This is a genomic window from Veillonella dispar, from assembly GCF_900637515.1.
GTDB classification, from domain to species: domain Bacteria; phylum Bacillota; class Negativicutes; order Veillonellales; family Veillonellaceae; genus Veillonella; species Veillonella dispar.
On sequence record NZ_LR134375.1, the window covers coordinates 767,372 to 787,223 of the forward strand.

The following is a 19,852-nucleotide window of genomic DNA, read 5'->3' on the forward strand; positions in this document are numbered from 1 at the left end:
CTAGAAAATCATGAATCGTAATAATTTTATTAACTATTTACAACAAGAATATATCTGTGATGTTGATTATCCATGGGAGAAATACCCAGACTATGTTGTTATCCGGCGTAGAGATAATCAGAAATGGTTTGCTGGAATCTTTGCTATTAAAGGGTATCAATTAGGTCAAGATACAAATGAACCTATGGATGTAGTCAATCTAAAATGCGAACCTGATTTAATTCCAAATCTAATTCGTGAAAGTGGAATCTACCCTGCGTATCATATGAATAAACAACACTGGATCTCGATGGATATTGAAAGATATGAAGATATAGAGAAACTTAAAATGTTAGTCGATATGAGCTATCGGTTGGTGGGGAAGAAGTAAGAGCATTTAGGCTAAATTGATATTTAAAATAAAAGAATAATTACATATTATTGTTATATGTAAAATTTACCACATATTTTCACTGTTACTTTAGTAAAGTGTTTATATGTGGTATTTTTTGTAGTAGAATAAAATTAATTACTATGAATAAATAATGAAAAGTTAGGAGATATTATGGGTGCCGAATTAAATCAAAAATTATTTAGTGCTGCTGATAGTTTACGCGGTAAGATGAGTGCTGATCAATATAAAGATTATCTATTAGGGTTAATATTCTATAAATATTTATCCGATAAATTATTGGAATCAACAGTTGTAAAAGCTTATAAATCTCTTGATGAATACAATACTGTAGCAAAGCAAACAGAATTATATAAATCATATATTTTGGATGATAAAAGTAAAGATTTCTTTATTGCTACCATGTCTGATACATTGGGATATCATATAGAGCCTCAATATTTATTTAGTGAGCTTGCTAATGCTGTTAAAGATAATTCTTTTGAATTAGTTCATTTAAAAAATGCTTTTGTACGTTTAGAAACAGCATATAAACAATTTGAAGGTTTATTTGATGATATTGATCTAGATTCAAAACAATTAGGCGTTGATGCTAACCAACGTAATATTACAATTAGTGAAGTGATAAAAAAACTTGATGAAGTTGATGTCTTAGGTCATGATGGCGATGTTATTGGTGATGCTTACGAATATTTAATTGGTGAGTTTGCCGCTGGATCTGGTAAAAAAGCTGGTGAGTTTTATACACCTCAACAAGTATCAGATATGATGGCTCAAATAGTAACTATCGGTCAAGAGGATACACCATCATTTACAGTATATGACCCTACAATGGGTTCTGGTTCTTTGATGTTAAATGTACGTAAATATTTAAATAATCCAGATCGTGTTCAATATCATGGGCAGGAATTAAATGTAACCACATATAATCTTGCACGTATGAATCTTATTCTTCATGAGGTAAGTGCCGAAGATCAACGATTACATAATGGGGATACATTGAATAAAGATTGGCCTACAGATGAGCCATATATGTTTGATTCTGTTGTTATGAACCCTCCGTACTCTGCTAACTGGTCAGCAGACCCTACCTTTATGGATGACGCACGTTTTAATAGGTACGGAAAACTTGCCCCTAAGTCTAAGGCTGACTTTGCTTTCCTTTTACATGGTTTTTACCACTTAAAAACATCTGGTACAATGGCTATCGTTTTGCCACATGGTGTTCTATTTAGAGGTGCAGCAGAAGGCACAATTCGCAAAAAATTATTAGAAGATGGTAGCATTTATGCTGTTATCGGTATGCCTGCAAACCTTTTCTTTGGCACATCTATTCCTACAACTGTTATTATTCTTAAGAAGAACCGTAAAGGTCGTGATGTATTATTCATTGATGCAAGTAATGATTTTACTAAGTTTAAAAATCAGAATAAATTAGAACCTGAGCATATTAAACGTATTGTTGATACATATAAAAACCGTGAAAGTATTGAAAAATATGCTTATTTAGCTTCTTTTGAAGAAATTAAAGAAAATGACTTTAATCTTAACATTCCGCGCTATGTTGATACATTCGAAGAAGAAGCACCAATAGACATGGTTACACTAGGTGCGGAAATGAAAGCCATTAATGAAGAAGAATCAAAATTAGAACAAGACATTTATGATATGCTTCTTCAATTAGAATGTGCTGAGGAAGATAGAGAATGGTTAAATGGCGTACTAGAGGTATTTAATCATGAGAAATAAACCGAGAATACGATTTAAAGGATTTGCGGAAGATTGGGAACAGTGTAAGTTGGGAAATTTGGGGACTTTAAAGAATGGAATGAATTTTTCTAAGGAGGCTATGGGGAAAGGATATCCATTTATAAATTTACAAAATATATTTGGAAGCAATGTTATTGATTTAACTAAATTAGAAAAAGCTGAAGCAACAGACTCTCAACTAAAAGATTATAATCTTCAGAAAGGAGATGTACTTTTTGTTCGATCTTCGGTTAAGTTAGAAGGTGTCGGCGAGGCTGCTTTGATTTCTGAAGATTTAAAAGATACAACTTTTTCTGGGTTTATTATAAGATTTAGAGATAATTATGGATTAGATTATAATTTTAAAAGATTTATATTTATAACAGTCTTGATTAGAAATCAAATTATGTCTCAAGCTACTAATAGTGCTAATAAAAATATTAGCCAATCTGTTTTGAATAATCTTTATTTATTTATTCCAACAAAAGATGAGCAATCAAAAATCGGATTGATTTTTTCAAAGTTAGATAAATGTATTACCCTTCATCAGCGTAAGCTTGAAAAACTTAAATTAGCTAAAAAAGCGTTATTGCAAAAATTATTCCCTAAAAATGGAAGTCAATTTCCTGAAATTAGATTTAAAGGTTTTACTGATGCTTGGGAACAGTGTAAGTTTTCAGATATTACATATTTATCAGGTATAAAAAATAAAGAAAATAAACCCTATGAAAGTTATTCAATTTCTAATGAGTTTGGATTTATTCCTCAAGACGAACAATTTGAGAATGGTGGAACAATGAAAACTGCTGATAAAAGCATGTATTATATTGTTAGTCAAAACTCCTTTGCTTATAATCCAGCTAGAATTAATGTTGGATCAATTGGTTATTATGATAAGCCTGATAATGTTATTGTTAGTTCTTTATATGAGGTTTTTAAGACTACAGATATAGTCAGTGATAAATTCTTATGGCATTGGTTTAAATCAAATCAATTTAATCGTTTGATTGAAAAGTACCAAGAGGGTGGCGTTAGACTATATTTTTACTATGATAAATTGTGTAAGGGTACCATAGAATTACCAACTATTAATGAGCAAAATAAGATTTCTAATCTACTTGATGATTTAGACATGTATATTACCCTTCATCAGCGTAAGCTAGATAAGTTACAAGAGGTGAAAAAAGGGTTGCTTCAAAAGATGTTTGTATAGTTTTGTGGGGTTGTGTTATATGGTTAAATTGAAAATTACAAAAGAAGCTCAGCTTGAACAAAATTTAATTGAATTGCTTTGTGAGGGGCACGGGCAATGGACTTATCGTCCAGATTTAAAATCTGAAGCTGACTTATGGCGGAATTTACGTGATAAAATTGAAAATCGAAATAAGAGTGAACTAGATGGTCATGATTTAACTGATAGTGAATTTGAAAGAATTAAATCTGAAATCCTAGCTAGTACCAAAACACCATTTGATGCGGCTAAATGGTTGCGTGGGGAAAAGGGAAAATGTTCTATTGTTCTTGAGCGTGATAAAGGTTTAGGACGTATAGAGCTAGTAGTTTATTCTAATCTTGAGAAGAATGGCGGTTTTTCTTCTTATGAGATTGTAAACCAAATTGCAAAAGGTAGCTCTAAATTAGAAGAGAGGGAACGTCGTTTTGATGTTACCTTATTGATTAGTGGATTACCAATTATTCAAATTGAGTTGAAAACTGCAATTGCTAAGGATGGAGTTAAACAAGCTTATTATCAGATTGAAAAATATGTAGATGAGGGGACTTTCTCTAATACTATTTTTCAAACATTACAACTATTTGTGATGTCTAATGAGCAAACAACACGTTATATGGCTGCAGCCCCAAAAGGTGAGCTGCAGGAAAAGTTTATGTTCTCATGGCGCACAAGAGATAATACAAAGGTTGAGAATATCAACGAATTTGCTAAACAGGTATTAAATATACCTAGGGCTCATGAGTTGGTATCTGAATATATGATAGTCAGTGAAGAACCAAGTAATAAAGTTCTTATGGTATTACATCCATATCAAATTCATGCTATTGAAGCTATATTTAAAGCTGCTGGTAAACATGAGTCTGGCTATATCTGGCATGCTACAGGATCAGGTAAAACATTAACAAGTTTTGTATCTACTAAGTTATTGGCTCAAAAAGCGGGTGTAGACAGAACGATTATGTTGTTAGATCGAAAGGACTTAGACAATCAAACAACATCTGAGTTTACTAAATTTGCATCTGCTTATTCTACAGGGGTTAACACTAACAATAATACATTGATTGTTGGTACTGGCAGTACAAGAGAACTTTCAAAAGCACTTATATCGGATACAAGTACGAATGTAGTTATAGTTACTACACGCCAAAAGTTAAATAAGGCTGTTGCAGATCTGCAAGAATATAAGCCCGATAAATTAGCTATGTTACGTGGAAAACATATTGTGTTTATTGTGGATGAATGTCATCGTGCTATTAGTGCTGAAAATATGGATGATATTAAAAAAGTATTCCCTAAATCAACGTGGTTTGGATTTACTGGAACACCTATTTTTGAAGAAAATAAAAAAAGTGCAGATGGACAATACGCACGAACTACACATGACCAATATGGAGAAGTGCTACATCGGTACACTATAAAAAATGCATTAGAAGATGGTGCTGTATTAGGCTTTCAAGTGGAGCATGAGTCTACAATTCATGACGATGAGATTGCTAATGTAGTATATCGTGCTATGCGTGCGGATCAGAAAAATATTAGTTTTACTGATGAGGAGCTCGTATCTGCAGTTGAATCAATGAAAGATATTGATAAGGAAGGATATCTTCAAAGTGCTCACTATGAATCTGATGAACATATTTTATCAGTAATCCGTAAGATTTTAAGCCCTAATAACGCGTATCGTAAGTTTGTATTTAAAGATGGTAAACCAACAATGTCGGCTATTTTAACAACTAGCTCTATCAATATGGCGAAGCGTTATTATAAGGCTATTAAAGAGTTTACAGGTGATAAAAACTGGATAGAAACACAATTTCCTAATCAGCCTTTACGACAAGGTACCGTTATGAATGATCCTGATTTTCCTCGTGTGGCTATAACGTACTCTTTAGAGGAAAATACAAAGGATTCAGCAGAAAAAGAAGCTGAAATGGTAGAGATTATTGCTGAGTATAATAAGATGTTTGGAACGTCTTGGTCTGTTGAAAGTATCAATCGTTATAATGGGGATATTAACAATCGTTTAGCTCGTAAAAAGGGTGAGTTTAAAGAGTTCGGCAAACATCTAGATTTAGTTATTGTTGTCGATCGATTACTTACTGGCTTTGATGCACCAAGATGTCAGGCGCTTTTTGTAGATAGAAACCTTCAATATGCTGGTCTTATACAAGCTTTTTCTAGAACAAATAGGACGTATAAAGGGAAAGATAAAGGTCTTATTACGACCTTTAGAAAACCTGCTACTATGAAAGAACATGTATATGCGGCAACACGTTTATATTCTCAAACAAATAATAACAGTAGTTTAATATACCCAACATATGAAGAATCTAAAAAGAAATTTAATGCAGCTTATATGGCTTTGGTTAAATTAGATGCAGTAAATTCTAATAACCCTATTACAGAACATGCTCCCATATCAGATAGAATTAATTTTGTGAAGTGTTTTCAAGATTTAAATAAAGCATATCGTGCTATAGCCTCATATGATGAATTCAATATAGAGCTTGATAGTGACAAGAATGGTACTTTCACTAAGAAAATTGCACTTATAGAAGATAATATAGGTTTGTATAATACTATAAAGGCCTCTTTAAAACCTGATGACAAAACTGAACCAGGTATTGAACTTATTGACTTCTTTGATTCTAATACAGTTCAAACTTATACAGTTGATAAAAGTTATATAGATGCTTTATTAAGTGAATATGAGCCGAATAGTCAAGATACTCGTGCAAAGATTGAAGATGCCTTAACTAAATTAAATAAGAGTGAATCCGTTCGAGTTATCTACAAAAATATCCTTGATGATATTGATACACACGTAATAGATAAAGATAGTAATTTATTGAAAATTAAACGAGAATACTTTACCAAGGCATATGACTCTATTGTTGAAGACTTTGCTTCAACATGGTGTGTTGATGTAGATGAACTTATGGTATCTGTAAATCAATCTACAGTTGGTGAGGATATATATAACAAAAATCGTATAGTAGGTAGTGCTAACTATCCTGTATATGTACAAAAACACCCTGATTCCGATCCATTTTCATACCCTCAACATATGATAGAAGCATGGGAAGTATGTTTGTTTGAAGAAGTTATTCCGTTGAGAGATGAGTTGAAATAGCATTATTCAAGTATTAGTGGATAAGAGCTAGAAAAATAAAATATTTTAGTTTTGTCCATATATGGTCAGGAAAGTTAAAAAGTAGTATTAGACACTATATGGTGTGTAATACTACTTTTATATTTTGTTAAATATATGTAGTGATGAGCCGATAATTTTTTTTATTATAAAAATGCTTATAGAGCTTTGCCGTGTTCTAATTCCGTTGAAAGGTGAAGGGTAAAATGTATATTAAAGAGATTAAGACGATATCAAATTATAGAAATTTAAGTGGTCAATCTATGGTTTTTGATAAAGATTTAAACTACATTATTGGTGAGAATAATATAGGAAAAACTAATATTTTAGAATTGTTAAATATAATACTATCAGAAGGCAAGTTTAAAGAAGCTGATTTTGCTGATTTATCGAGCCCAATTGAAGTAAAATATACTATTTCATATGATGATTCAAGCATAGGTTTCTTTGAAGATAATTTTGATATAAATGAAGATAACTGTATAACTATAATTGCAGAACAAGATCTTATTGATGGTAGGATTTCTTATTACCATGATACACCTAATAAAACGAGTATAAGCTTTTCTATTATAAAAAAAATAAATTCTCTTTATTATTTTGCTCAGAGATTACCATCTAAAGAACTTGACTTTAAAGGAAGTAATGGGAGTAGTAAAACTCTTAATTACTTGATAAAAAAAAGTCTTGAGATAGTAAAGTTAGAAGAGTCAGATCTTATTAATAGCCCAAAGATTAATGATGTCATTGGGGAAGTAAATAAATCGATTAATTACATAAATGATATAACAGGTGATTCTGTCAATGCCTCTTTAGATTCAAGTCATGAAAAACTATTAGCTCGATTACTTATATTGGGAGATCAAAATGGAAGGGAGCTGACATCTTTAGGGGAGGGCATTCAATATGCTTTTAATATAATTCTACAAATTATTGATGCAATTTATAGGTCTATGTTAGGAAAAACACCAGAGGAGTTTAGAGAACGATTAATATGTAGTAGTGAGAAATACTATTTCCCATTAATATTGCTTTTGGATGAGCCAGAGATTCATCAGCACCCATATAGGCAACGAAGTTTAATGAAAAAGATTAACGATCTATTAAATAATAAAAATGAAAGTTTTATCAAACTAATAAAGGGATTATTTAACATTGATGGTTTGAAAGGACAAATCTTTATAGCAACTCATTCTCCTAATATTTTGCTAAATGACTATAAGCAATTTTTAAGAATTTATAAAGATAATGCGACACAAACAATTAAAGTAGCTTCGGGAAATTCATTTGATTTAGATGTAAAATTGTATAAACATTTATTGCATAATTTTTTATATCTTAAAGAAGCTACATTTAGTAAGAAAATTATATTTGTTGAAGGAGATACTGAAAATGGAGCAATTCCGATTTTTGCTGAAAAAAAGAAATTTGATCTTGATGAAAATGGGGTTGGTGTAATTAAGTTAGATGGTGCGGATAGTGTTAAATATTGTATGGAATTATACAAATTATTTGGTATCGAGACCTATGCAATTATAGACGCTGATAAGAAAGAGAGATATCACAATAATGCGAATATATTTTTTACTACTGAAAAAGATTACGAAGAAGATGTATTCGCATCATTTGAATTAAAAGATTATTTAACGTGTTGTAAAGAACTAGATATACTACAGTCTATGATTGGTATTATAAAAAAATATAAACGTGATTTAGATGTATCTAAGTTTAAAGAAGATCCTAGTATAATTGAGTTAGATGAGACTACTGCAAAATCTATTGTGGGTGAATGTAAAGAGGCGCAGTTGAAGAAGTTAAAAGACTCAAAAAATGCATGTAAAGGTGCGATACTAGCAAAGTATGTAACTAAAATACCTTCTGCTTTTGATGAATTGATAGAAAAAGTTAAAGGGGAAGTAGTATGACATTAGAAGATCGATTAAAAGAATTCCATTCTGGTGATGAGGAACAGTTAAGTTTTATTTTCTCGGATAAACCTAGGTTGATAGTTAACGCACCAGCGGGTTGTGGTAAAACAACAGCTATGGTTAGTAAAATTGCTAGAGAGTTAAGTCTTGGTAATATTGAAAGTAATAAAAAAGTCTTAGCAATGTCATTTAGTGTAAATGCTTCGATTCGTATAAAGTCAGATGTCAAAGAGCTTTTGCCTTCATTGGTAGATAACTCGAAATTACTTTTAAAGAAGTTAGATATCGCTAATTATCATAATTTTGCAATGAGATTACTTTATAAATATGGATTTTTATTGAATGAGGAATTTATAAATCTTTCAGAGTTTAGAATCATTAGTGATAGTATTGTTATAAAGGAAAACTTAATTTCCTCATCCGATAACTATATAATCGAAGAGTTAATAAAAATAGTTACGTCTTTTGATTTTTCTCAAATTGAATCTGTTATGGATCAATATTGGGAAACAATTAATAATACTCTTATTAATAAAAAAATAATTACATATAATGGTATTTTAATAGCGGCTAAAAAACTTTTATCTAATGATAATATTAAGAAATTTTATACTAATTATTACTCAATGATTATTATAGATGAATTTCAAGATACTAATATTCTTAGTTACTATTTTATAAAATCATTAATTGATAATAATAAAGTAGTTTTTCTAGGTGATGGTATTCAAAGAATTTATGGTTTTTTAGGCGCATTAGATGATGTGTTTCAACGTGTAGAAACTGACTATAGTCCACAGATTATATCATTCAAGAATAACTATAGATATAATAACACCTCTATAAAAGAACTAGATCATCTAATAAGAGCTTATGTAGATCAATATATAGATCCAAAGTTAGAGTCTTCTATATTAATAAAAAAACTACAATCAGATACTGAAGAGGTTAATTTTATTAGTGAAGGAATAAAGAATATAATAGAAAGTAATTGTAATGTTGCTATACTACTTCGAGCAGGATGGCAAGGTGGCATTATAGCTGAAAAATTAAAAGATGAATCAATTCATTTTTTTAATGGGCTTTATTCGGAAGATGATTGTGAATTTATTGATTTTTATAATGTTGCAATAGAGGAGTTTTATAATAACGTTTCAGGTAATGCAGTTCAAAGTTCATTAAAAAAATGCCTGCAAGCTATTAAGAATCGTGAACATGAAATTTATACTAATGACCAAAAAAAATATATATTTGATTCGTTATATAAGTTGTTAGAAAAGTTATTTGAAGTATCTAAAAATTGGGAGGGTACCACAAAAGAAAGATATAAAAATATTGAGTTTAGTCTTAATAATAATGGCTTAAAACATATGATAGAATATCTTGATGAAAAAGTTGTATTAACTACTATTCACTCAGCTAAAGGATTAGAATGGGACTATGTAATTTTGCCACAAATGAATAAAAGTGTTTTTCCTTCATGGAAACATATGTGTAAGAAGTGTCATAATTTAAATAGTTTTAAATTAGATAATGATTCCTGCACAAGTTTGTTATTACCAGAGATGAAAACTTTGTTTAGGGAAGAGTTAAGTGTACTCTATGTTGCTTTAACACGTGCAAAGAAAAATGTTTTTTTTACTGTTAATACTGGTATAAATACACATGGGTATCCTAAGAAGGAAAATTGTTTTATTAATTTACCTGGTATTAATCAATTAGATTTTGCGTGGAATGATTATGTTAGTTAGAATCTATGAGTTTATACAATAATCTATTTTATATGTATGTTAGGTAACCCCAAAAAAAGTTGTTTAATTATGTTACAATACACTTAATATTACTATTTTGTGGAGAGATGTATATGTTAAAACGATTATTATTAAGTGCTATTGTATTGAGCGCTGTTAGTGTATCTAGTTATGCTGTTGATGTGAATATTCCTGGTGCAGATCCAAGTATTCCTAAGGATGTGTATGTACAGGGGGTATATAGTACTGAAAAGATTAAGAATGCTTATGATGTAGAAACTAGAAAGATAATAGATTCGATTATATCGAAAAAGGGAATACCTAAAGGGTTTGGTACTGCTGTTAATGATGATGAAGTTGAATCCTTTAAAAATGATTTATATTCTATCAAGCGTCGTCAATTTGACGGTAATACAATTGTGAATTTACATAATAATGATGGTGGACTATCAGTTACACTTCCATTTAGTGCAATACAGAAAGAGGCTATAACTGATTTTCCTAATTCAAATGCTCATTATTTAGTAGACTCCCCAATGATTGCTGCAGGTATTATTGAAAATAAAACACCAAACACTACTGAAAAAACTGATGTGGTTTTTCAATATGACGGCTTAAGTAAAAGTTCTTTGAGAAAGACAACGCTCAGAGGGGCTGTTGAGATGGAGATTATTGGTTTAAAATTTGAGCTGAGTAAACATCCAAATCAAGAGTATAATGTTATCCTTTATCCGCGTGCAACGAAGCTAGTTACATCCAATGATATTAATACAATAATGGCCAATTATATATTGCCTTCAATTCATTCTCTTCAAGAGTTAGCTGACTATAGTAAGGTTGAGACATATAAAACGTATTCCTTTAGAGTACCTAAAACAGCTGTAAAAGATAAAAAGCTAAATGAAAGAGTAGAGGGTGTAACCTTTACAATTGATAAAAATATAAATCAACAGATTCGTATTGAACCTAATAATGAAACTGAAAAAGGTTTATTTAGTACAGTTGATGAAATTCGTATATTAAATAAGATTGATAATAAGTCGGCAGAGCTTTTTGGTATCCCTGGAGCAAGAATGATAACTAAGGGACTCCATACTTATGTTTGGAATGATGGCATACCAGGGTTATTACTTGATCTTGAGTTAGATAATCAACAGGGGATATTGATGTTTATTACTTATGATGAAAACCATAAGTATGTAAATACAATCCAATACCCGCTAGATAATGGTGTATATAGTAAAGTGCAATTACGTAAATTAATTACTGATGTAAAATTATCGTCTACTGGTAATCTATATGCAGGTGATGTTTGGATTATTTAGTTAAAACTGTCTATAAATGAAATAAGGAAAGAAATCCTTCGATTTCTTTCCCTGTTTAGATATGATATAATTTATATCAAAGTGAGGCATAAATGGTTTCGACGCCAGACTTCGCTTCTAGATTTATTGAATTGAAGAAACGGTCTGACTTCTATGTCGGGCCTTTTTTCATGCCCCAATTAGAAAGCTAGCTTTCAGCTAGAGGTCAATCACTTTGCTGCCATGATAATGGTCGCTACAAGTATGCCAAAGGAAATCATTAACGATAACACTTTGAGTGTACTCATATTGATCACCGCCAATCTCTAGAAGATTAACAAAGGCTGGACCCATTTAGAGGCCTCAAGTTCAATATAATGTTGTGAATAATAAAAGTAAATAGATTAGAGGTTCCTAATAGTCACCTAGGTGACCAATAGGAACCTCTTTCGTTTTGTAATTAGTTCGGGGGATTTAACAGTATCTTTTATGCAGACCTCGTTTGCCGTATATTTTTAAGATTATAGCAATAATTGTATTTAATACAAATAGAAGCGCAAAGCATACTAAGGCTGTAGTATATCCATATCCTGCTTCGTGAAAGTATGACACGAGCATAGGACCAACTATACCAGCTAATCCCCAAGCGGTTAGAATGCGGCCATGAATAGTGGAGAGTTGGCGTATGCCATAGAGGTCTGCAAGATATGCTGGCATACAGGCGAATCCGCCGCCATAGCAGGTGATAATGAGAAGAATTAAAACTTGGAATGTTAGAGCATTATTGGTTTCGGCAAGTACGTAGAATGCGATGATTTGTATAATAAAGAATAGTATGTAAGTTTGTGCACGGCCAAAGTAGTCGGAGATAGTGGACCATGCAATGCGACCTCCACCATTGAAGATACCGATGATACCAACTAGTGATGCAGCTGCTGCAGGTGTCATACCAATGGTTTCTTGTGCCATAGGGGATGCTAAGGATAGAAGACCTATACCACAGGTAATATTAATAAAGAAAATCCACCAAAGGGCACCAAATTGCCAAGTTTTCATAGCCTCGTTGGCTAGCATGCCATGGTTGTGAACGTACATAGTGGATTTATCTTTCGTAGTTCGAGGTGGTTGTTTTTGTTGAGGTGCTTTCAAATAGAGCGAAGAGGCGCCCATAACCACTAGATAGATTACACCGAGGATAATGAAGTTATTTACTAATCCCACTTGAGCTACGAGGAATTGCATAAGTGGTCCTGCAATGAGTGAAGCAAATCCAAAACCCATAATGGCTAACCCGGTGGCAAATCCTGGGCGATTTGGAAAGTATTTTACCAGTGTAGAAACTGGTGTTATATAACCAATACCTAGTCCGATACCACCGATGATACCATAGAATAGATAGAGTAAGGTAAGATTATGGACACTAAGTGCATAAGCAGTACCTAATAGGCCTGCCACCCAGAATAACATAGCAAGAAGGCCGCTTTTCTTGGGACCTATTTTTTCTGCAAAGGATCCTAAAAAGCCTGCAGACAGTCCAAGCATCAGGATAGCTAGGGAGAAGGTCCATGTTGTTTGAGACATAGTAAATCCCATATCTGCCATAATAGGTCGTGTGAGCACGCTCCATGCGTACACACTACCGATGGATATATGCAGACCAATGGCAGCTAGTGCAATAAGCCAACGATTTCTCATAAGAAAACTCCTTTCATATCGGTGAAATGATTAAAAATTTATATAGCAAATTTGCTATGAGAGAACAAAAAAAGACCGCCTGAACAAAAGCTTGCCCAGACGGTCGGCTATCACACGATGTGCGCTACTGTGCATGTAGTCAATTCTACGAATCCGTCAGCCCAGTAGTAATATATTATAAATATAGCAATTAAGAGGATATCTTGTCGATGATATAAGTCACTATCGTATGCACCATAAACATTTGTAATTGAAAATAGGGAAAGAAATCCTTTGATTCCTTTCCCTATTTAGATATGATATAATTTATATCAAAGTGAGGCATAAATGGTTTGGACGCCAGACTTCGCTTCTAGTAAGTAAAATTGAAGAAACGGTCTGACTTCTATGTCGGGCCTTTTTTCATACCACGATTAGAAAGCTAGCTTTCAGCTAGAGGTCAATCACTTTGCTGCCATGATAATGGTCGCTACAAGTATGCCAAAGGAAATCATCAATGATAATACTTTGAATGTACTCATATTGATCACCGCCAATCTCTAGATGATTAGCAAAGGCTGGACCCATTTAGAGGCCTCAAGTTCAATATAGTGCTGTCAATAATAAAAGTAAATAGATTAGAGGTTCCTAATAATCACCTTGGTGACCAATAGGAACCTCTTTCGTTTTGTAACTATTATAATGGAATAGATTAATTATGTTACAATACAAATAAGATAATAGTTTTTAGGGAGAGGGAGACTCATATGAAACGTTGTATTACATTACTAAGTCTTGGTCTATGTTTAGCATTACCAATGCTTTCACAAGCTAACGATATTAAACCTCTTATGCATGTTACGAATGTACATAATGGTCAATATGATGCGGCATTAGATGCTATTACAGATACAAAGTTTTATGGACCGTATCAATTCCGAGTATTAAAGAATGCTATCGAAACACAGGGTGAAACGAAGGACATTGATGGTAGGGCGTTTAGAACCTCTGATGGGGTATTTATGCATGTAAAGGCTAGATCTATTGATAGTACGAGTTCCACGTTAGATGCTGAGGTTAATGAGATTGTTAAAGATAGGACGGTTCCTGAACCTACCGTAAAGATGGTATTGCCTGTTAAGCATGATGTAATAGGGGTCAATAATGATGGTGTGCGTAGTTTGCTAGCCGAATTTATGTATGGCTGGCCATTACATAATAGGACGGATATGGTATTAGTTACTGATTATGAAGATACTCGTTACTATTATAATTTGCAGTTTTATAGAGACAAGCTACCTGAAGGTATTCGCATTGAGCAGTTGCGCCAAATGATTATGGATGCGCAGTTCAGCTATAAATAAGTGATATCTAATTAGCACAATATAGTTATAAATAAAAGAGGTTCCTAATGGTCACAGTAGTGACTTATAGGAACCTCTTTTGTCGGGCAAGTAATTTATATGAATTGGTTATAACGTTATATTATTTATAAGTGTTTTTTGATTCGTGGTGGTTTTATATGTTTTACAATTACGATAGATATAGCAATTGTAAAAGCTATCAAAAAGGATTCTTTTGCGAAGCTAATGGCAATAGTTTCTTGTCCCATTAGCATATAATAAATGGATCGATAAAAGCTGAGCCCTGGTAGTAAAGGGAATAAGCTAGTCATTAGGAAAACTATAGCAGGGCATTTTCGTTTAACAGCCAATATTCTTGATGCTATGGCGATGATAAAACCACTGATGAATATGGAGAGCATAACATTAGACTGTAGTGAAGATAATGTTAAGAACAAGAACCATGAGATGAATCCTAATATTGTACAATCGATAAAATGTTGTTTAGCTACACGGAATAAGATTGCAAATGCTGTAGTACCAATACCAGCCATTATACTACGCATAAACATAGAGGTTAAGGAATTAGTATCTAAATTAGAGGTATAAAGAGGAATCATTTGTGTGTTGAAGAGTAGTGATTGTACTACTGCGACCCCTACAGCCATTGAAATACAGGTAAGTAACGCGCCCATCATAAGGGTTATTCCTGTATTATAGTTATTCTGGCTATACTCTCTAATAGCATTGACGAAAGGAACTCCGGGAACAATGTCAATCATGGCTCCTAGTAATATAACTGATAGGTTGGAGCCTAATTCAAAGTGGATAAAGAGATTACCCAATAAGGCTATTAGAATACTACCTAAAATGGTAATCAATACATCAGAGCTAAGTATGCGTTTGATGGTACACATATAGACGCCTAATATTAAGCCTATAATACCTGCAATTATAGAGTCTGTTATTGAACTACCAATTGCATAGCTAAAGCCCGAAGCTCCTAACGTATAAGCTACTAATCTCCAAAAAAAAGAATAGTCTGACATGGTATCAATTTGATTAAGTTCACTTTCAATCTCCTCAATAGTAATATTTTTTTGTGTGATACGTCGGGAGAGAGCATTAACAGATTCAATTTTACTGAGGTTAATATCGACTTCAGGAACGTTATAAATACGAGTAATTTCAGTTCCATCAGCTTTCTTAGCAGTTGCAAAAATACCTCTATTGGATACGTAGGCTTCTAAATCTTTAAAATTCATAGCTCGTGCTATGTAGTTCATGGTATCCTCTGTACGACTGATTTCGGCGCCACTGCTAAGTAGTATTTTTCCAGCTTTTAGTATAATTTCTAATTCCACACCTGTCATTATTTCCTCGTTATTCATTTTACTTCATTGTTATTTATATTGGACTTTTTGATAGGTCTATCTTTAGAAGATTCAGTTGATTTTGATTCTTCCTGTTGTTCTTGTAGGATATTGATATTTTGATGTATAACTTCTTCGTCTACTGAGAGATGCTCTTCCACATAGTCTTTTAGCTCTTGAACTGTTTCCGTATTTGAAAGTATTTCTTTTGCTTCATTATGAATATCTTCTTTAAGAGATTTTGTATCTGCTTGACTAATATCACCTAATGTATGGAATAGTTCGCGTTCTTTTTCTGAAAGATTTTTGTGAGGACTATGTTTTTTTAATGATAAATGGAGCATCTTTCTTCGGAAGAGTTTTTCCATAATGATATCTTTACGATCACGGAGCCAGCCATAAATAAGAATAATTAGGAGTAATAGTCCCATATAACCGAGAATTGGGTAGAGGATACTAATCAAATCTTTAAAACCAAAGAAACTACATATATATCCTATGATTACTACAGAAATAATAACAATTCTCATTCTTTTTGTGCTGCCGTTGGCAAAACGTCTAGCAATAGAATAAAAAAGAGAGAATGCTGTATTAAAAATAAGTGAAAAGACTGTGATTGCATATATATATGCTAGCCAAGGATGAATTTGATTGGCAATAGCAAGAATCGGCAAATCTGCATCTTTTACTGTATCTAGATTGGCAAAAATAGAGATAGCAGCTATAAAAACAACTAATCCGACTAATAGGCCACCACGAGTGCCACCTTTTTCTGCAATACCAATACGAACAACAGAACCACCTAAAATAAAGGCCATAGAAACAGCTGTCATAGCACATAGAGAATAATAATTAATGACAGAAAACCATACATTGCTTGTGGCTGGTTTGATTGTGTGGGCTATAGTATCTAACGCAGCCCAATCATGACTTTTACCCATAAAAGAGTAACCTGTAATGATGAATATCATTACAATCATAATAGGTGTAAAAATACCTAGAACATTGGTAATTTTATCAAAGTCCATAAATGATACGGTTATGATTAAAAGTGAGCAAATTAATCCGCCAATCCAAAAAGGAAGTCCAAATTGTTGTTCTAAGTTTGATCCTGCACCGGCTATCATAACGAAGCCCATAATAAAACTACCAGCGATTAGTACAAAATCAAGTATTTTTGTAATAATAGGATGGGAAATCTGTGTAAAAACTTCTTCATGATTGTCTGCACGATAGTAGCTCCCCAAAGAAAGCATGATTTTACCAAATGCGGCATTTAATAGACCTAGTAATAGAACACCAATAAGACCTATTTGGCCAAAACTTATAAAATATTGTAGAAGATCTTGTCCACTCGAGAGTCCTGCACCTACAATAACACCTATGTAGGCAAATGCAATTTTCCATGATTGTTGCATTATATTTTCCTCCTTTCAAATACATAACTTAGTATACAAAATAATATTATATCATACTAATGATTCAGTTGATGGAAATCTTACTGCCAATCCCTATAAGATTAGCTAAGAATGGACCTATTTATAGGCCTTAAGTTCAATACACTAACTATTGAATTGACGGCGTGTACATGTGAAAGTACTGCCTCATAAATGTAACATATATCACATTTTTAAGGCAATAGATTGGGGATAGTATCTATGCGTAAAAAAATATAATGTGAAAGTTGAAATAAATTAGAGAAAATAAAAGAAAACCGCGAAAAATGAGAAATCTAATATTTTAATTCCCATTTTTGTGCGGTTTTAAGATGTAAATCGTTTATTTTATATGAATTTGTTATAGATTAATGATTATAATTTAGGATGTTATTTATTTAAGTTTTCCACAATGCTTAGAATATCTTCTGCTTTACGAGCAATGTGTGTTACGCCTAGTTCTTGGTGGAGAGATTCTTCTCTAAAGCCCCAGGTAACACCGATACATAGTAGGCCGGAGTTTTCTGCAGTAGCAACGTCAACTTCAGAGTCACCTACATAAATAGATTCTTCAGGAGTAGAGTTTAACTCTTTTAATGCTTGGAGTACCATGTCTGGTGCTGGTTTACGTTGTAAGCCCGGTCTTTCACCAATAGCAACAGGTAAGCGATCACCAAAATATTCTTTATTTAAAGGTGTAACGCCTTCTTGGATTTTATTAGATACAATAGCTAATTTATAACCTTTTTCACGCAATGCATCTAGCATATCTAAGATGCCAGGATACGGTGCTGTAGTATCCTTTAGATGTTCCCCATAGTAGGTTTTGAACTCCTCGATATATGGTTCTAATTCATGATCTGCTACTGTACTAGGCAAGCATTGACGCATCAAGTACGTTACAGCATTACCAAGTGCTGCCTTTACCTCTGCTAGAGACTTTTCAGGGAAGTTATGTGTACGTAGTACATGATTTACAGCACTCGCTAAATCTTTAGCCGTATCGAGCAATGTGCCGTCGCAATCAAAAACGATGGTTGTATATTTCATGGGGACCTCCAAATGTAATTATTAACTATTCTATTATATGACAGACAGAGAAAATTTTCATAAAAAATTGGACTATGTTACAATTAACGTACTATAGTTGGGACTTTTAAAATTGGAGAGATATATGATTCGTAAAACAATAGCACTTTCAGTATATATTAGCTTAATTACTGGTTTAGTAGGGGCTGTTGATGTTAATATTCCCGGTGCTGCTCATAGAATTCCTATAAATGCTTATGAAAGTTATATACATAGTGATTCTTCAATTAAAAACATACAAGAAGGAGCATTAAGAGATTTTCAAAAAAGCAAAGAGTATGATAAAACTAAGCAACTGTACATAGATAATGGCCTAAATGAAAAAGAGGCTGAAACAGTCATTCGAGACAGCTATGTAGGTCCTCTTAATATGTATGAGGGGCAAACAGAGATTATTGACCATAGTGGAAAAGGAATTCGTTTTCTTGTACCTTATATGAGTTATTATAAAGTACAGGAAAATAATATAACTGATAAATTTACAGCCTATGATATTTTCTCTAATGATATAATGATAAATTTAATTGTTGAGAACAAACAAAATTGGCAAAGTTCTGATTATATGGGTAAGTCATTTGATTCGATTACGGAAGATGATTTACGTAAAGATTATAAACGACCTATTAATATAAAAGAGTTTAACTCTCTTTCTTATAAGCCAGAAGATATTCATGGAGCGAGTTTTTCATATGCTGGTTTAATAGATAGCTATTGGGATTCTTTGTATGGCAAAATTAAGAAAAATAATAAAGCTCAATTTTACTCTAATTTAAACTTTGCTTTTGATAATGATTCGACTATTCGATATCATGTAGGTATAACTGAAGCTAAGCGGGATATGGGGCAGGTAATTAGTCCAATACTGGTTAATTATGTGTTACCATCTATTAAACCTTTAACAGATAGCAATGTATATTCTCATACAACAAAAATAGACGGTGAAAATTTTATCTATCGCATTCTTAATGATGCAAAAGTTAGTGCCACTTTAGCAGATTTTAAAAGTGGTTTATTTTATAAAAGTCCTTCTGGTATAACACAAACTATCTTTATAGATTTCATAGCTAAGGAAGGGGGAACTGATTCTATTACGCTAGCTAGCTTTATAGATGAGGTGATTATGAATGCAGTTCAATCGCCTGAAGGCTATGTCCATTTCTCTAAACGCATTGTATGGAATGATGGTATACCAGGCATTTTAGTGGAACAAGAGAAAGCTAATAAAGAAGGGAGAATGATATTTTATATTCAGGACGGAACAACAGCCTTAACTAGTATATTGAGTTATAATAGAAATATGTCTTATACTAAAGAACAACTTCGTAATATGTTAACTGATGTTAAGTTAGTTACTATTCCTGAGAAATTCAAGGGCAATGTTGATCTTGCTAATATTGAAGATATAGTTAAAAAAGATTTGGAGAAGTAG

Annotated in this window: 15 protein-coding genes and 1 riboswitch; of the genes, 9 read left to right on the forward strand and 6 right to left on the reverse strand. The window is 32.5% G+C overall.

Annotated elements, in window-relative coordinates; translation table 11 throughout:
* Positions 1–10 precede the first annotated feature (10 nt).
* The 7 genes from EL171_RS03515 (at position 11) to EL171_RS03545 (ending at position 11,529) form a co-directional block, all read left to right on the forward strand.
* Entirely contained in the window at positions 11–370 is a 360-nt protein-coding gene (locus EL171_RS03515; protein WP_005386153.1) for an MmcQ/YjbR family DNA-binding protein, read from the forward strand.
* A 174-nt stretch (positions 371–544) separates the two neighbouring features.
* Positions 545–2,140, forward strand: coding sequence for a type I restriction-modification system subunit M (locus EL171_RS03520; RefSeq protein ID WP_005386154.1), 1,596 nt, complete (start codon positions 545–547; stop codon positions 2,138–2,140).
* Complete coding sequence (locus tag EL171_RS03525) at positions 2,130–3,353, forward strand: restriction endonuclease subunit S (RefSeq protein WP_005386155.1); 1,224 nt, start codon at positions 2,130–2,132, stop codon at positions 3,351–3,353. Before EL171_RS03520 ends, EL171_RS03525 begins: the two co-directional genes overlap by 11 nt.
* Before the next feature lie 19 nt (positions 3,354–3,372).
* On the forward strand, positions 3,373–6,507 hold the full coding sequence (locus EL171_RS03530) for a type I restriction endonuclease subunit R (RefSeq protein WP_005386156.1): 3,135 nt from the start codon (positions 3,373–3,375) through the stop codon (positions 6,505–6,507).
* A 224-nt stretch (positions 6,508–6,731) separates the two neighbouring features.
* The gene (locus EL171_RS03535; RefSeq protein WP_050755792.1) at positions 6,732–8,450 is read left to right on the forward strand and encodes an ATP-dependent nuclease; all 1,719 of its coding nucleotides are present in this window, start codon (positions 6,732–6,734) and stop codon (positions 8,448–8,450) included.
* Positions 8,447–10,204 (forward strand): UvrD-helicase domain-containing protein, encoded by a 1,758-nt coding sequence (locus EL171_RS03540; RefSeq protein WP_005386158.1) that lies wholly within the window; start codon positions 8,447–8,449, stop codon positions 10,202–10,204. Before EL171_RS03535 ends, EL171_RS03540 begins: the two co-directional genes overlap by 4 nt.
* A 113-nt stretch (positions 10,205–10,317) precedes the next feature.
* The gene (locus EL171_RS03545; protein ID WP_005386159.1) at positions 10,318–11,529 is read left to right on the forward strand and encodes a hypothetical protein; all 1,212 of its coding nucleotides are present in this window, start codon (positions 10,318–10,320) and stop codon (positions 11,527–11,529) included.
* 198 nt (positions 11,530–11,727) lie between these two features.
* Here EL171_RS03545 and EL171_RS10040 read toward each other — a convergent pair whose 3' ends face one another.
* From EL171_RS10040 to EL171_RS10045, 3 genes are all read right to left on the reverse strand, one after another.
* Positions 11,728–11,862, reverse strand: a complete 135-nt coding sequence (locus tag EL171_RS10040) for a hypothetical protein (protein ID WP_005386160.1) — start codon at positions 11,860–11,862, stop codon at positions 11,728–11,730.
* A 120-nt stretch (positions 11,863–11,982) separates the two neighbouring features.
* Positions 11,983–13,203, reverse strand: a complete 1,221-nt coding sequence (locus EL171_RS03550) for an L-lactate MFS transporter (RefSeq protein WP_005386161.1) — start codon at positions 13,201–13,203, stop codon at positions 11,983–11,985.
* Positions 13,204–13,289: 86 nt separating this feature from the next.
* Positions 13,290–13,377, reverse strand: a riboswitch (ZMP/ZTP riboswitch).
* Positions 13,378–13,635: 258 nt separating this feature from the next.
* Positions 13,636–13,770, reverse strand: coding sequence for a hypothetical protein (locus tag EL171_RS10045; RefSeq protein ID WP_005386162.1), 135 nt, complete (start codon positions 13,768–13,770; stop codon positions 13,636–13,638).
* Positions 13,771–13,949: 179 nt separating this feature from the next.
* On the opposite strand from EL171_RS10045, the gene EL171_RS03555 reads away from it, so the two are divergent.
* Positions 13,950–14,546 (forward strand): hypothetical protein, encoded by a 597-nt coding sequence (locus tag EL171_RS03555; RefSeq protein WP_039969098.1) that lies wholly within the window; start codon positions 13,950–13,952, stop codon positions 14,544–14,546.
* A 125-nt stretch (positions 14,547–14,671) separates the two neighbouring features.
* Here the strand turns inward: EL171_RS03555 and EL171_RS03560 are convergent, their stop codons facing one another.
* The 3 genes from EL171_RS03560 to EL171_RS03570 all read right to left on the reverse strand — a co-directional run bounded on the left by EL171_RS03560 (position 14,672) and on the right by EL171_RS03570 (position 18,384).
* Positions 14,672–15,898, reverse strand: a complete 1,227-nt coding sequence (locus EL171_RS03560) for a threonine/serine exporter family protein (RefSeq protein ID WP_050755800.1) — start codon at positions 15,896–15,898, stop codon at positions 14,672–14,674.
* A gap of 14 nt (positions 15,899–15,912) precedes the next feature.
* Positions 15,913–17,316, reverse strand: coding sequence for a YkvI family membrane protein (locus EL171_RS03565; RefSeq protein WP_005386165.1), 1,404 nt, complete (start codon positions 17,314–17,316; stop codon positions 15,913–15,915).
* A gap of 408 nt (positions 17,317–17,724) precedes the next feature.
* Positions 17,725–18,384, reverse strand: coding sequence for an HAD family hydrolase (locus EL171_RS03570; protein WP_005386166.1), 660 nt, complete (start codon positions 18,382–18,384; stop codon positions 17,725–17,727).
* Between the two features lie 124 nt (positions 18,385–18,508).
* On the opposite strand from EL171_RS03570, the gene EL171_RS03575 reads away from it, so the two are divergent.
* Positions 18,509–19,852, forward strand: coding sequence for a hypothetical protein (locus EL171_RS03575; RefSeq protein ID WP_005386167.1), 1,344 nt, complete (start codon positions 18,509–18,511; stop codon positions 19,850–19,852).

Bases quoted from the DNA above. Each gene is read 5' to 3' on its own strand.
- EL171_RS03560 (WP_050755800.1), bottom strand. From the start codon at position 15,898: ATGACAGGTGTGGAATTAGAAATTATACTAAAAGCTGGAAAAATACTA.
- EL171_RS03535 (WP_050755792.1), top strand. From the start codon at position 6,732: ATGTATATTAAAGAGATTAAGACGATATCAAATTATAGAAATTTAAGT.
- EL171_RS03565 (WP_005386165.1), bottom strand. From the start codon at position 17,316: ATGCAACAATCATGGAAAATTGCATTTGCCTACATAGGTGTTATTGTA.
- EL171_RS03530 (WP_005386156.1), top strand. From the start codon at position 3,373: ATGGTTAAATTGAAAATTACAAAAGAAGCTCAGCTTGAACAAAATTTA.
- EL171_RS03525 (WP_005386155.1), top strand. From the start codon at position 2,130: ATGAGAAATAAACCGAGAATACGATTTAAAGGATTTGCGGAAGATTGG.
- EL171_RS03540 (WP_005386158.1), top strand. From the start codon at position 8,447: ATGACATTAGAAGATCGATTAAAAGAATTCCATTCTGGTGATGAGGAA.
- EL171_RS03575 (WP_005386167.1), top strand. From the start codon at position 18,509: ATGATTCGTAAAACAATAGCACTTTCAGTATATATTAGCTTAATTACT.
- EL171_RS03520 (WP_005386154.1), top strand. From the start codon at position 545: ATGGGTGCCGAATTAAATCAAAAATTATTTAGTGCTGCTGATAGTTTA.
- EL171_RS03570 (WP_005386166.1), bottom strand. From the start codon at position 18,384: ATGAAATATACAACCATCGTTTTTGATTGCGACGGCACATTGCTCGAT.
- EL171_RS10045 (WP_005386162.1), bottom strand. From the start codon at position 13,770: ATGGGTCCAGCCTTTGCTAATCATCTAGAGATTGGCGGTGATCAATAT.
- EL171_RS03545 (WP_005386159.1), top strand. From the start codon at position 10,318: ATGTTAAAACGATTATTATTAAGTGCTATTGTATTGAGCGCTGTTAGT.
- EL171_RS03550 (WP_005386161.1), bottom strand. From the start codon at position 13,203: ATGAGAAATCGTTGGCTTATTGCACTAGCTGCCATTGGTCTGCATATA.
- EL171_RS03555 (WP_039969098.1), top strand. From the start codon at position 13,950: ATGAAACGTTGTATTACATTACTAAGTCTTGGTCTATGTTTAGCATTA.
- EL171_RS03515 (WP_005386153.1), top strand. From the start codon at position 11: ATGAATCGTAATAATTTTATTAACTATTTACAACAAGAATATATCTGT.
- EL171_RS10040 (WP_005386160.1), bottom strand. From the start codon at position 11,862: ATGGGTCCAGCCTTTGTTAATCTTCTAGAGATTGGCGGTGATCAATAT.